Raw genomic sequence first — 15,107 nt, 5'->3', positions numbered from 1 at the left:
CCTCCTAAATGTATTATATAGATAGTATTTGAGCCATTTGGTAACTTTGCTTATCAAAATCTTTTTTCATAGCTAAAGCTTCATGTATTTCCATATCCATTATCTTATCATCTCTTATTCCTACTACCCTAGCAGATTTACCATCTAGAAGTAATTCAACTGCTCTTACTCCTAATCTACTTGCTAATAAACGATCTGAAACTGTTGGACTTCCACCCCTTTGAACATGTCCTAATACTGTTACTCTAAGGTCTGCCCCAGTTCTTTCAACTATTTCTTTTCCAATATCATTAGCATTTCCAACACCTTCTGCCAATACTATTATACTGTGTCTCTTACCTCTTTTTTTAGTAGTCTCTAGTCTTAAGCAGATATCTTCTATTTTATACTCTATTTCTGGTACTATTATTGTTTCAGCTCCACCAGCTAAACCTGCATATAAAGCTAAATCACCACAATGTCTTCCCATAACTTCAACTATATTAACTCTTTCATGAGAAGAAGAAGTATCTCTTATTTTACTTATAGCATCTACTATAGTGTTTAATGTTGTATCGAAACCTATTGTATAATCTGTATAAGCTAAATCATTATCAATTGTTCCTGGTATACCGATAGCTGGGAAACCTAAGTCACTAAGTTTTTGTGCTCCCATAAAAGAACCATCTCCACCTATTACAACTAAACAGTCTATTCCATATTTTTTAAGAATTTTAACTGCTTTTTGTCTTCCTTCTTCAGTTCTAAACTCTTCACATCTTGATGATTTAAGTATTGTTCCACCTCTGTGTATGATGTCTCCAACTGACGATAAATTCATCTCAACTAAATCAGATTCAATAAGACCTTTATATCCTCTATTAATACCATAAACTTTACATCCATAGTATATGGCTGATCTAACAACAGCTCTAATAGCTGCATTCATTCCTGGTGCATCCCCACCACTAGTCAATATTCCTATTGTCTTCATAGTACGACCTCCTAATAATCCTAATCCTTAGAGTTGTAATTTTTTACTCCCTAGGTATACATGTTCTTATTAATTTTACAAAAACATTTTCACCTATATATATTGTGTATTATATCACAAATTTCCACCTGTTTTTATATAAAACATCAATTTATACTAATTTTTAACCTTTACGTTTTCCATACCTAATAGTTCTTGTAATTTAGATTGTAAGTCTGAGTTTATACTAACTTCCATATCAGTCCACTTAAACATTCTTCTAGGGTGTTCTATACATATGTAAACACCTTGACTTCCCTTATGCTGAAGTAATATTTTTTCTATAGAATTAATAAGTTGCTGGTTATTCATATTATCTACTTTTATAAAAACACCTGTAGCTTGTGGCTTTTTATTTTTTGTGTATACATTATTTTGATTGTTAATTTTGAAATTATCACTATCACTTATATCTTTAATTTCTCTAGCTATAAGTTTTGCACTTTCTTCTTCTTTTATACTAAGCTTTCCTTTTATATAAATAATATTATCCTCATTTAAAATAGTATTATATTGTTTTAAAACTTGTGGAAATACAATAACTTCAATAGTTCCATATAAATCTTCCAACTCTAAAAATGCCATAATATCATTTCTCTTAGTTGTTTGTATTCTCTTATTAACAACCATTCCACCTAAAACAACTTCTTTTTCGTCTAAATTTAAATATGCTTCCATATCTTCTTTCAATGCATTAATTTTTCCATTGTCTATAGATGTATTATTTTTTAATTCTTTTTCATATTCTCCAAGAGGATGACCACTAACATACATTCCAAGAACTTCTTTTTCTAATGCCAGTCTTTCCCTCTCTTCAAATTCATTTACCTTAGGCATTGAACTAACTTCCTGCTCAACTTCCACAGTTTCTTCTCCCATTTGAAGACCGTCAAATAAAGAAATTTGTCCTTTAACATTTTTCTTTCTATCCATAGATACACTTTCTAATAATTTTTCATATCCCATCATTAGACTGGCTCTATTATCACTAATATTGTCAAAGGCTCCACATTTAATTAAACTTTCTAATACCCTTTTATTTAAATCTTTTGAATCTAATCTTTTTACTAAATCAGCAAAATCTTTAAATTCACCGTTTCCTTCTCTTTCTTTAATAATATTATTTATTACATTTATACCAACATTTTTAACAGCTGCTAAACCAAATCTAATATTGTGTCCCTCAACAGAGAATTTTCCAAAACTTTTATTAATGTCTGGTTTTAATATTTCTATTTCTAAAACACTACATTCTCTTATATATTCAACAACTTTATCTGTGTTACCCATAACACTTGTAATTAATGCTGCCATAAATTCCACTGGATAATAGGCTTTTAAATATGCAGTTTCATAAGATACGACTCCGTATGCTGCTGCATGAGATTTATTGAAGGCGTATTTTGCAAAGTCTATCATATCATCGAATATTTTATTTGCTATATCTTCAGGAACACCATTTCTTACGCAACCTTGTATTTCAAGATTTCCATTTTCGTCTTCTTTTCCATGTATGAAATACTGTCTTTCTTCTTCCATTACATCCATTTTCTTTTTACCCATAGCTCTTCTAACTAAATCGCTACGACCATAACTATATCCAGCTAAATCCCTAACAACTTGCATAACTTGTTCTTGGTAAACTAAACAACCATAAGAAACTTCCAGTATAGGTCTTAAGCTTTCATGTATATATGTTATTTTATCTGGGTTGTGTTTATTTTCTATATATGTTGGTATAGAATCCATAGGACCAGGTCTATACAAAGATATACCCGCAACTATATCTTCAAAGTTACTTGGTTTAAGCTGCTTCATGAAACTTCTCATACCTGAACTTTCCAACTGAAACACTCCTAAGGTGTTTCCTGAAGAAAGTAACTCATAAACCTTTGAATCGTTGTAATCCATTGATGAAAAATCTATTCTTTTTCCATATTTCTTTTCTATTAAATCAAGAGCATCCCTTATTACCGTAAGGGTTCTAAGTCCTAAGAAATCCATTTTTAAAAGACCTAACTCTTCTAGTGTTGTCATTGTAAACTGCGTACTCACAGACTCTTGATGCTTGTACAAAGGTACATATTCGTCTACAGGATTTTTTGATATAACCACACCTGCTGCATGGGTAGATGCATGACGTAACATTCCTTCCATCTGTTTAGAAATGTCTATTACTTCTTTAGTTTCAGAATCTTGTTCATATAAGTCTCTTAGCTCTGTATTAACCTCCAACGCTTTATCTATTGTCATTCCTAAGTCAAAAGGAATTTCTTTTGCTATTTTATCGACTTTGTTATAAGGAATATCTAGTACCCTACCAACATCTCTTATGGCAGCTTTTGCCTTCATAGTTCCAAAGGTTATAATCTGAGCAACATGGTCATCACCATACTTTCGCTTAACATAATCTATAACTTCTTCTCTTCTTTCATAGCAAAAGTCTATATCTATATCGGGCATAGATACACGTTCTGGGTTCAAGAAACGTTCAAACAGCAGTGAATACTTAATTGGGTCTATATCAGTTATTCTCAAAGTATATGCAACTATAGAACCTGCCGCACTACCTCTTCCTGGACCAACCATTATATTATTTTCTTTTGCATAATTTATAAAATCCCAAGTAATTAAGAAATACTCTATATATCCCATTTTTGAAATTACATCAATTTCATAATCTAATCGATCTATTGCTTCTTGAGTAGGATTATCATATCTTTCCTCTAGTCCTTTAAAACATAATTCTCTTAAGTAACTTTCTGTTGTGTAACCTTCTGGTACATCGTATTTTGGTAAATGATAAGTATTAAAATCAAATTCAACATTGCATCTTTCTGCAATTTTAACTGTATTATCTAAAGCCTCTATTGCATAAGGGAAAAGTTCTTCCATCTCTTCTCTTGACTTTAAATAAAACTCATTACTACCAAATTTCATTCTACTTGGATCGTTTAAAGTTTTGCCCATTTGTATACACATAAGTACATCATGAGTTTTTGCATCTTCTTTATTTACGTAGTGCAGGTCATTTGTAGCAACAAGAGGTATGCCTGTTTCCTTTGATAATTTAACTAATCCTGCATTTACTTCTTTTTGCTCTGGCAAATGATGATCTTGAATTTCTAAATAAAAATTATTTTCTCCAAATATTTTTCTATATAGTAAAGCAAATCTTTTAGCTTCTTCATAATTTCTATTTAAGATATTATTTGATACATCACCTGCTAAACAAGCCGATAACGCTATAATCCCCTCGCTATGTTTTTTTAATTCTTCTATATCAACTCTTGGCTTGTAATAAAATCCTTCAACATAAGATGTTGAAACTAATTTTATTAAATTTTTATATCCTATCATATTTTCAGCCAATAACACTAAATGACCATATCTTTTATCGTAGTTTGGGTCTTTATCTCTTAAGCCACGAGATGCTGTATATACTTCACATCCTATAACAGGCTTTATTCCTGCTTTTTTTGCTTTTTTATAAAAATCTATAGCTCCAAACATACAACCATGGTCTGTTATGGCAATAGCTTTCATATTTAGCTCTTTTGCTCTACCTATCAGTTTATCTAGTCTGGAAAATCCATCTAATAAACTGTACTCCGTATGCACATGAAGATGAATAAAATCTTTATTCATTATCTCACCTCCTAAGTTTATAAACTTATTTTATCATATTATTTAATTAAAAAAGAGGTTATATATTATAACCCCCCTAATAATTAATTTTCATCATTATCGTCTCTATCAAACTCTTTATTTCTTAATTGATTAGCTATTTCTTCTAATTTTTTTAATCTGTGATTTACACCTGATTTACTAATGGGAGGAGTTAATAATTCCCCCAACTCTTTTAATGTTAAATCTTCATTTTCTACTCTTAATAAGGCAATTTGCTGTAAACTTTGGGGTAATTTACTTATACCCATTTTTCGTTCAATTAATTTTATATTTTCCACTTGTCTTACTGCCGCATTAACTGTCTTAGAAAGATTAGCCGTTTCACAATTTACTATTCTATTTACATCGTTTCTCATTTGCTTTAATATCTTTGTATTTTGAAGGCTTAAAAGCGCTTGAAAGCCTCCTATAAGACTTAGTAGATCAGATATTTGTTCACTTTCTTTTAAATATACAACATAAGAATTTTTTCTACATACTATTTTTGAATTTAAACCTAAAGAGTTGATTAAGTTCATTAAAGACTCAGCAAATTCTTCGTTACTAGCAACAAACTCTAGATGATAATTTTTTTCAGGGTCACTTATCGAACCTCCACCTAGAAATGCCCCTCTAAGAAATGCTTTTTTACACTCCTCATCTTCATATACCCAAGATGGTATTGTATGAGAAGGTAAAAAATCTTCATTTTTATCTAGTAGACCTAAAGTTTTCATTAACTCTTCAGATCCCATATCACTTTTTACCGTTAGTACATAGCTATTATTTTTCTTTAACATTTGGTTCTTGTTAACCATAATAGTTGTGTTTATATTAAAATCAGATTTTAATATTTTGAAAACTTTTCTAGCTACTGAATTTAGCTCTGTAGAAATTTTCAAGTTAATCTTTTTATATCCAGCAATCTGAATAGTACCAGCTAATTTTGCTATTCCTGATAATTCAGCTTTTTTACAACATAAGCTTTCCGACATCACTCTTGCTAGTTCATTTTTCGTTTCTGTAGAAAAAGACATACATACCACCTATATTCTAGCTCTTTTTTAATCTTTTTTTTATTTCTTTTAAAGCCACCTTTATAATTTCCTTCTCATCATCATATCTCGCCAAATCAACAACTCGATCTATATGAATAAACTTAGCATCCACAAATCCTTCTTCTTTTTGTGGTACTGTGTCCATATTCTTTGACTGCATCAAATACCAAAATACAGTTTTATGAACAGCTCTGTTTTCGTCCCAATTTTCTTTGAAAGTATAGTGTATTTCTCCAAGATATTTTAAGGTTTCGGCTTTTACTCCTGTTTCCTCCGACACTTCTCTTAATGCAGCTTCTTCGTTATTTTCGCCTTCTTCTACTTTTCCTTTTGGCAATACCCAATCACCGTTAAATTTCCTCAGTAGAAGAATAGCATTTCCAAATAACACCACCCCACCGGCACTAATTTCTTCTCTCATAGATGTTCACTCCTTAAAACTAACATAATAATAAGGATTTCTACATAAAAATCTAAAATCCTTTTTTACCTTGCCCTGTCATAATCATGACCTAGTGCCAAATCATTAATTACTTCACATATAGAATCTGCGTGATGTCTAATATAGTCATTTTTAATTTCTATTAAATCTCCTTCGACTATTTTAATCCCCATATTCTTTAATGCGATCCTTTGTTCCTTATCTAATAATACTTGATTAGCTCCATCTTTCTTATATTTTTTAAATTGATTATCAGGTATTATTTCATCATTGGCTATAACATAATCAATCAAGTTCTCTTTTGTATGTTTGTTTATAGCTTTAACGTGGTCTAATACATTATATTCATCAGTTTCTCCTGGTTGAGTCATTACATTAGGAATATATATTTTTGTAGCCTTACTTCCTTTTATAGCTTCAACAACACCTTCTACTAATAAATTTGGTATTATACTAGTATATAAACTTCCTGGGCCCATTATAATGTAATCAGCTTCATAAATGGAATTAATCACATCATTTAAAGGCTTCGCATCTTTAGGCTCCAAGTATACTTCTTCGATTTTGCTTTTTTGCTTTCTTACTTCCCTAGGAATTTTAGATTCCCCTTTTATTACATTTCCATTATTTAATTTAGCAATTAAGTCTATACTTTCTAATGTAACTGGTAAAACCCTACCTGTTATATTAAAAATCTCACTTAGTTTATAAACGGCTGTTTCAAAATTTCCATATAATCCATTCATAGCTGCTAAAAAAAGATTTCCAAAGCTCTGACCTTTTAGACCACCTTCTTCAAATCTATATTGCATTACTTCTTGCATGGTAGGTTCAGTATTAGCTAGAGCTAGTAAACAGTTTCTAATATCTCCTGGTGGTAACATTCCTAAATCACATCTTAAAACTCCAGATCCTCCGCCATCATCTGCAACAGTCACAACTGCTGTAATATTAGGTGTAATTTTTTTAAGTCCTCTTAAAAAAATTGATTGACCTGTTCCTCCACCAATAACTACTACATTTGCCTTATCAACTTCTATAGTCTTTTTTGTATTATCTTTTTTTACTTGTTTTTTTGCTTTTATAAAAAAAGCTATCCCTGTAACTAAGGTTACCATGCCTAAAATATCTATAATATAAGCCAAATATTTCATAGCTGCCTCCGCCTATCTTAGCATAAAATCTCTATGCTTCTTAACTACTCTGTATCCCTGTTTCATTAGTTCATCACTTATTAAGTTAGATATTGTTACTGATCTATGTCTTCCACCAGTACATCCTATACTTATAACTAAATGATGCTTTCCCTCTTCTATATATTGAGGAACTAAAAAGTTAATCATGTCTAATAGTTTTTCATAAAATTGATGACTTATATCAGAGTTCATAACATAATCTCTAACATCTTGTTCTTCACCTGTTTTACTTCTTAATTCATCAATATAATAAGGATTTGGTAAAAATCTCACATCAAAAACTAAGTCCGAATCTGAAGGTATTCCATGTTTAAATCCAAATGAAACTACAGATATAGTTAAATTATTATTAACCTCTCCATTTGAATAGATTTTACTTATTTCTTCTTTAAGATCTTTAGGTTTCATATTAGATGTATCTATTATACAATCAGCAATTTCTTTTAATGGCTCTAGAATTGTTCTTTCCATCTTTATGCCTTCTGGTATCTGTCTGTTAATTGCTAGAGGATGATTTCTTCTAGTCATTTTATATCTTTTTAATAAAATATCATCAGCACAATCTAGATATAGTACTTCAAAAGGATATTTATCTTTTCTTAAAGTATTTAAACTTTCATGTAACGCTTCAAAAAACTTTCTTCCTCTTACATCTATTCCTAATGCTACCTTATCTATAGTTGAGTTAGATTGATAACATAATTCAGCAAACTTAGGAATTAAAGCAGGTGGTAAATTATCTACACAATAAAATCCCATATCTTCTAGAGCTCTCATTGCTTCACTTTTTCCAGAGCCAGAAAGTCCAGTAACTATTATAAACTTCATTTATAAACTCCCTTTTTATTAAAATTTAATATTTTCTATCAGCGATAAACCAATCTTTGCCTCTTTAATAGTGTTTAATGCCAAGTCAAAGTTACCAACATTTTGTGGAATATGAGCATCAGATCCTACTATAAAAGTATTTTCTATATGCTCAATTTTTTTTAATTGCTCTGCATTTAAAAACTTATGACTACTATTTATTTCTAACCTAGTATTTGTTTCTTTTGCAACTTTTGCAATTTCTTCTATATATACATCACCCTTATCTCCAGGATGAGTAATAACAAATATATCATTATTTTTCATAGCATTGATTGTTGCTAAAGTATTGTACTCTTTTGACTTATTTGTTTTAAATATATAATTATTAGCATGATTAAGTAGACCTTTTAAATTTGTAGGCTTTGATCCAAAATGGTACCCAGCCATAACATAATCTAAAACTTTTCCTATTTTATCATCATAATCAATATTTCCTTTATCATCTAATATATTACTTTCCACTCCCAATAGAATTTTTATCTGGTTTTTATATTTTTCATTGAGAAAATCTATTTCTTCCCTCATTTTAAATATATCATTCTTCTTAATACCATAGGTTAAGTGATTATAGCTATGATCCGATATTCCAATAGTCTCAATACCTTTTAAAATAGCTACTTTCACATTGTCTTCTATTGTTCCTTTACCATGACTGTATATGGTATGTGTATGATAATCAGCTAGAATTTTCATTTATTAATCCTCTCCTAGAATCTTAACTTCTTCCTCTAACATTATACCAAATTTTGCATTTACTGTGCTTTTAACTATAAACATTAAGTCCAATATATCTTTTGCATTAGCTTCTCCAGGATTTATAACAAAACCACAATGTTTATCTGAAACTTGTGCTCCTCTTAAGCTAAGTCCTCTAAGTCCACAGTCATCAATTAACTTTGCTGCAAAATATCCTTCTGGTCTTTTAAATGTACTTCCTGCACTTGGGAAGTTTAGAGGTTGTTTAGTTGATCTTCTATTTGCATAGTCTGACATAGTTTCTTTTATTTCTTCAGCATTACCTGGTTGTAATTCTATTACAGCAGATAAAACTATATAGTCTTTAGTTGTTAATATGCTTTTTCTATACTCAAATTTCATTTCTTCATTAGATAGTTCAAATATATTACCTTCTCTATCCATAAGTCTTACAGCTTTTACAATCTGTTTCATTTCTCCACCATAAGCTCCTGCATTCATGGCTAATGCTCCACCTAAAGTTCCTGGTATTCCAGCTGCAAATTCAAATCCTGTTAAAGAACTTTTAAGAGCATTTCTACCTAGTATAGATAATAAAGCCCCACTTTGTGCTTTTATTATATTTCCTTCTACTTCATAATTATTGAAGTTATCTGATAATTCTATAACTATTCCTCTTATCCCACCATCTTTTACAAGAAGATTTGAACCATTACCTATAACTATAAAAGGTATGTTTTCTTCCTTTGCAAATTTTATCACTTTACTTAATTCGTCCTCAGTTTTAGGTTTCAGCAAAAAATCTGCTGGACCACCAACTCTAAAAGATATATGTTTTTTCATTGGTTCATCAACTTTGATACTTTCTTCCTCTAATATATTTAATAATTGCTTATATATAAATTCCTTGTTCATTATATTTTCCTCCCAGATCATTCGCTTTATTAATTAATACTCAAATTTATATTGTAAATATTTTTCATACTTTCAAATTATACATTTCATCCTTACTTTTAGTATATGCTTTTACTCAAAAAAGGATAAATTTTAATCATAAAATGATTTTACCACATATTTTTATAATATTTAATGAAAATTTCTCAAATCCTAAGACCTATATAAATGTGTTAATTATCTATTATATATGTATTTTAATTTCATAAAAATGTAAATTATGAAGTAACTTAATTATATAAATATAAAATCATTATATTTTAACTCAAGTTGAATATGAAAATAAGAAATGATATAATAAAATTAGTATATTTTAACATTTTTATACTTAAGACTAACTGACCAATAATTTTTAATTCAATTTTTAATAATAAGAAGTCTTCATCATCATTTTATTTAATATTTAAGCTTACTCATTTGCTCAATATCATTCTTAATATTGAGCAAATATTATATTTATCAGTAAAGTATTTTAAAATAAGGGGGATAAACTCATGGAAAAAGAAGTTTTAACCACTTGTCCTTACTGTGGCGCTGGATGTCAGTTTTATCTAGTAGTTGATGAAGAAAAAAATCAAATCATAAAAAGCAAACCTGCCCAAGGAAGAACAAATGAAGGTACATTATGCCTTAAAGGTCATTATGGATGGGATTTCCTAAATGATCCGCAAATTTTAACTCCAAGACTTACTAAACCTTTAATCAGAAAAAATGGTACTTTAGAAGAAGTTGAATGGGATGAAGCAATCTCTTATACAGCTTCTAGACTAAATGAAATCAAAGAAAAATATGGTCCAGATTCAATAATGGGAACTGGTTCTGCCAGAGGTCCAGGAAATGAAGCTAACTATATTATGCAAAAATTCATGAGAGCTGCAATAGGTACCAATAATGTGGACCATTGTGCTCGTGTTTGACATGCCCCATCTGTAGCCGGTTTGGCTTACTCATTAGGTAGTGGTGCAATGTCCAACTCTATACCTGAAATTGAAGATGCAAGTTTATTACTTGTATTTGGATATAATGGTGCAGATTCTCACCCTATAGTTGCAAGAAGAATTGTTAGAGCAAAAGAAAAAGGAGCTAAAATAATAGCAGTTGACCCTAGAGTTACAGAAACTGCAAGAATTTCAGACATACATTTAGCTTTAAAAGGTGGAACTAATATGATTTTAGTAAATGCCTTTGGTAATGTTTTAATAAATGAAAATCTATATGATAAAGACTTCGTAGCAAATCATACTGACAATTTTGAAGAATACAAAAAAATTGTTGAACCTTATACTCCTGAATATGCAGAAAAATACACTAATATACCAGCTGATACCATAAGACAAACAATGAGGGAATATGCCAAAGCAAAAGATTCTATGATCCTATATGGAATGGGTGTTTGTCAATTCTCACAAGCTGTTGATGTAGTTAAAGGTCTGGCATCTTTAGCTTTACTTACAGGCAACTTAGGAAGACCTAATGTTGGTATTGGACCAGTTCGTGGTCAAAACAATGTTCAAGGTGCTTGTGATATGGGTGCCCTTCCAGATGTATATCCAGGCTATCAAAAAGTTACTAACCCAGAAATTAGATCAAAATTTGAAAAAGCTTGGGGCGTTACTTTACCATCTGAAGTAGGTGTTAAATTAACAGAAGTTCCTCATGCTGTTTTAGAAGAAAATAAAATAAAAGCTTACTATATATTTGGTGAAGACCCAGTTCAAAGTGACCCAGACGCTTCTGAAGTAAGAGAAACTTTAGATGCTTGTGAGTTTGTTGTTGTACAAGATATATTTATGAACAAAACTGCTCTTCATGCCGACGTTATTTTACCTGCCACATCTTGGGGTGAGCATGATGGTGTTTATACTTGCGCTGATAGAGGTTTCCAAAGAATCAGAAAAGCTGTTGAACCTAAAGGTGATGTAAAAACCGATTGGGATATAATTTGCAGAATCTCTACTGCCATGGGATATCCTATGCAATATAATAACACAAAAGAAATTTGGGATGAGATGAGAAGTTTAACTCCTAGTTTCTTTGGTGCAACTTATGAAAAAATGGACAAATTAGGTTGTATTCAATGGCCATGTAGAAGTGAATCTGATGAAGATAAAGGATCTATGTTCCTTCACAAAGATGGTAATTTTCCTACTGATAATGGCAGAGGTAAATTATTTGCAACTGAATGGAGACCTCCTTATGAAATAGAAGATGATGATTATCCTTTCAGTTTATCAACTGTCAGAGAAGTTGGACATTATTCTGTTAGAACAATGTCTGGTAACTGTAGAACTCTGTCTCAATTAGAGGATGAACCTGGTTATTTACAAATCAATTATAAGGATGCACAAAAGCTTGATATTGAAGATAACGAAATAATCAGAGTAAGCTCAAGAAGAGGTAGTGTATTAACAAGAGCTTTAGTAACAGATAGAGTTCAAGAAGGAGCTACTTATATGACTTATCAATGGTGGGTAGGTGCTTGTAACGAACTTACAATAGCTAGTCTTGACCCTATTTCTAAAACTCCAGAATACAAGTACTGTGCTGTTAAAGTAGAAAAAATAGAAGATCAAAACTATGCCGAAGAATGCGTTAAAAATGCTTATAAAGATTTAAGAATCAAAATGGGTGTTAAAAGTATCTAATCAAGGAGACATTCAATCTAATTTTTGATGAATTAATTATATTAAAGAAAGGTGAAATAGTATGAAAAATAAATTAGGTTCATTTGTAATTGCTGACTCTAATAAATGTACTGGTTGTAGAGCTTGTGAAGTAGCTTGCTTCGCTACTCATAACCAAAAAAGTAACTCTATAAGCTATACAGTTGGTACTGTAGAAATTCCTATAATTCCAAGACTTTACTTAGTTAAAGAAGAAGATATTTGTATGCCTATACAATGTAGACATTGTGAGGATGCTCCTTGTTTAAATACTTGCGCTGTAAAGGCAATCTCAAGAATTGATGGTATGGTAATTGTTGATGATGATAAATGTATAGGATGTAAGACTTGTTTACTAGCCTGTCCTTTTGGAGCTATCGACTTATTAACTCAGTTTAAAGATAAAAAACCTGTTGAACAAATTGCAATAAATGAAAGCAAAAAAATAGCTTATAAATGTGATTTATGTAAAGATAAGGACAAAATATCTTGCGTAAATGCATGTCCTAATGACGCTTTAAGACTTGTTACTCCTCTTGAAGATAAAAAAGAGAAAAACATAAAAGCTGCTTTAAATTTATTGTCAGCTACTAAATAGGATAAGGGGGATAAAAGTATGATAGTTAGTATAGATAAAGATTTATGTACAGGATGTCAAGAATGTGTAAAAGTATGTCCTGCCTTTGCAATTGAAGGAGAAGCTGGTAAACCACAAGAAATAAATGAAGATCGCTGTGTAGTTTGTGGTCAATGTGTTCAGGTTTGTAAGTCTTATGCCTCTATTATTGATCATGGTGAAGAATTTATAGAAAATAAAAAATCGGAAAGAAAATTACCTGATGTAATTAATGAACCTCTATTTGCTGCTAATAATGTATGTGATGTGGATAGAGTAAAAGAAGCTTTAAAAGACCCTAATAAAATAACTATGGTTCAATGTGCTCCTGCTGTTAGAGTTGCCCTTGGCGAAGACTTTGGAATGGAATTAGGATCTCTAACTCCAGGTAAAATGGCTGCCGCATTAAAAGTTCTTAAGTTTGATAAAGTTTACGATACAAACTTTGCAGCAGATTTAACTATAATGGAAGAAGGAAATGAGTTAATTAAAAGAGTTACAACTGGCGGCACTTTGCCAATGTTCACATCTTGTTGTCCAGCTTGGGTTAAATTTTTAGAAGATAATTATCCTGAGTTAACAGACCACCTATCTACTTGTAAATCACCACAACAAATGGCTGGTGCTGTTTTCAAAACTTATGGAGCAGAAGTTAATAATATTGAGACAAAAGATATTTATAGTGTTTCTATTATGCCTTGTACATGTAAGAAATTTGAATGTGATAGACCTGAGATGGAATCTAGTGGATATAGAGATGTGGATGTAGTTTTAACTACTAGAGAATTGGCTTACTTAATAAAAGATGCTAATATTGACTTCGATAAACTTGAAGAAAGTGAGTTTGAAAGTCCTTTAGGAGTATACACTGGCGCTGGTACTATATTTGGTGTTACTGGCGGTGTTATGGAGGCTGCTCTTCGTACTGGTTATGAAGTTATAACTGGAGAAAAAATACCTAGTATAGATTTACCTGCTGTTAGAGGTTCAGAAGGTTTTAGAACTGCAGAAATAGAAGTTGGAGATTTAACATTAAAAGTTGGTATTGTAACAGGTCTTAAAAACGTAGTTCCTGTTTTAGAAGACTTAAAAGCAGGTAAATTAAATTTAGACTTTATAGAAGTTATGACTTGTCCTGTTGGATGCGTAAGTGGTGGTGGTCAGCCTAAATTATTACTTGAAGAATATAGAGAATTAGCTTATAAAAATAGAACTGAAGCTACTTATGTTCATGACAAAAACTTACCACTAAGAAAATCACATGAAAATCCTGAAATAGTTAAGATATATGAAGACTTCTTAAAAGAGCCTTTAGGAAGTGTATCTCATCATTTATTACACACTAAATATTGTATAGGAAAGGAAGTGGCTAAATAAATGAATTATTTTGTTATAGCCGACCCGCTAAAATGTATTGGCTGTAGGACTTGTATGATAGCTTGTGTTGTTGAGCATAGTAAAGAAAATATATTCTATCAAAATCCAAAGGATATAAATTTTAATCCTAAATTAGAAGTTGTAAAAAACGCTCAAGTTAGCGCTCCTATACAGTGTAGACATTGTGAAGATGCTCCTTGTGCAAAAGCATGTCCTCATAATGCTCTTACAAAAGAAGGTAATTCTATAGTTGTTAATGAAGAAGAATGTATAGGATGTAAAAACTGTATGCTTGCATGTCCTTTTGGTGCTATTAATTTAAATGATACAGAAAAAGGAAAACTTATTAACTTAGAGAACATTCCAACTGATAAGCTATTCTGCATAGAAAAAATGGTAGCTAATAAGTGCGATCTTTGCAGCAATTCAGATGAGGGTCCTGCTTGTATAAGAGTATGTCCAACTTCTGCATTTAGAATTGTAACAGAAGAAGATTTATCTCAAGCTATAAAAAATAAAAGAAAAGCTGCTACTGTAAGATTATAATTTAATTA

At 30.8% G+C, this 15,107-nt stretch carries 12 protein-coding genes; 4 read left to right on the top strand and 8 right to left on the bottom strand.

Going from position 1 to position 15,107, the window contains the following annotated elements; translation table 11 throughout:
* Positions 1 to 13 precede the first annotated feature (13 nt).
* From pfkA to murB, 8 genes are all read right to left on the bottom strand, one after another.
* The gene (gene pfkA / locus TVTCOM_RS01550) at positions 14 to 973 is read right to left on the bottom strand and encodes a 6-phosphofructokinase (protein WP_434798101.1); all 960 of its coding nucleotides are present in this window, start codon (positions 971 to 973) and stop codon (positions 14 to 16) included.
* A 156-nt stretch (positions 974 to 1,129) separates the two neighbouring features.
* Positions 1,130 to 4,660: a DNA polymerase III subunit alpha gene (locus TVTCOM_RS01545; RefSeq protein WP_434798100.1), complete on the bottom strand. Its 3,531-nt coding sequence runs from the start codon at positions 4,658 to 4,660 to the stop codon at positions 1,130 to 1,132.
* 83 nt (positions 4,661 to 4,743) lie between these two features.
* Positions 4,744 to 5,718: a DNA-binding protein WhiA gene (gene whiA, locus TVTCOM_RS01540; RefSeq protein ID WP_434798099.1), complete on the bottom strand. Its 975-nt coding sequence runs from the start codon at positions 5,716 to 5,718 to the stop codon at positions 4,744 to 4,746.
* A 16-nt stretch (positions 5,719 to 5,734) separates the two neighbouring features.
* Complete coding sequence (locus tag TVTCOM_RS01535) at positions 5,735 to 6,160, bottom strand: NUDIX domain-containing protein (protein WP_018591873.1); 426 nt, start codon at positions 6,158 to 6,160, stop codon at positions 5,735 to 5,737.
* 65 nt (positions 6,161 to 6,225) lie between these two features.
* Positions 6,226 to 7,335, bottom strand: coding sequence for a gluconeogenesis factor YvcK family protein (locus TVTCOM_RS01530; protein ID WP_434798098.1), 1,110 nt, complete (start codon positions 7,333 to 7,335; stop codon positions 6,226 to 6,228).
* 12 nt (positions 7,336 to 7,347) lie between these two features.
* On the bottom strand, positions 7,348 to 8,205 hold the full coding sequence (gene rapZ, locus TVTCOM_RS01525) for an RNase adapter RapZ (protein ID WP_434798097.1): 858 nt from the start codon (positions 8,203 to 8,205) through the stop codon (positions 7,348 to 7,350).
* Positions 8,206 to 8,223: 18 nt separating this feature from the next.
* Complete coding sequence (locus TVTCOM_RS01520; RefSeq protein WP_434798096.1) at positions 8,224 to 8,940, bottom strand: PHP domain-containing protein; 717 nt, start codon at positions 8,938 to 8,940, stop codon at positions 8,224 to 8,226.
* A gap of 3 nt (positions 8,941 to 8,943) precedes the next feature.
* Complete coding sequence (gene murB, locus TVTCOM_RS01515; RefSeq protein WP_434798095.1) at positions 8,944 to 9,858, bottom strand: UDP-N-acetylmuramate dehydrogenase; 915 nt, start codon at positions 9,856 to 9,858, stop codon at positions 8,944 to 8,946.
* Positions 9,859 to 10,391: 533 nt separating this feature from the next.
* Between murB and fdhF the strand changes: the two genes are divergently transcribed.
* From fdhF to TVTCOM_RS01495, 4 genes are all read left to right on the top strand, one after another.
* On the top strand, positions 10,392 to 12,542 hold the full coding sequence (fdhF, locus tag TVTCOM_RS01510; protein WP_434798094.1) for a formate dehydrogenase subunit alpha: 2,151 nt from the start codon (positions 10,392 to 10,394) through the stop codon (positions 12,540 to 12,542).
* Positions 12,543 to 12,603: 61 nt separating this feature from the next.
* Entirely contained in the window at positions 12,604 to 13,158 is a 555-nt protein-coding gene (locus TVTCOM_RS01505; RefSeq protein WP_434798093.1) for a 4Fe-4S dicluster domain-containing protein, read from the top strand.
* 18 nt (positions 13,159 to 13,176) lie between these two features.
* Positions 13,177 to 14,553 carry a [FeFe] hydrogenase, group A gene (locus tag TVTCOM_RS01500; protein ID WP_434798092.1) on the top strand — a complete coding sequence of 459 codons (1,377 nt, stop codon included), beginning with the start codon at positions 13,177 to 13,179 and terminating at the stop codon, positions 14,551 to 14,553.
* Complete coding sequence (locus TVTCOM_RS01495; protein ID WP_434798091.1) at positions 14,554 to 15,099, top strand: 4Fe-4S dicluster domain-containing protein; 546 nt, start codon at positions 14,554 to 14,556, stop codon at positions 15,097 to 15,099.
* The last annotated feature ends 8 nt before the right edge of the window (positions 15,100 to 15,107 follow it).

This window comes from Terrisporobacter vanillatitrophus (assembly GCF_051148895.1).
GTDB classification, from domain to species: domain Bacteria; phylum Bacillota; class Clostridia; order Peptostreptococcales; family Peptostreptococcaceae; genus Terrisporobacter; species Terrisporobacter vanillatitrophus.
This window is presented reverse-complemented; position numbering and strand designations above follow the sequence as displayed.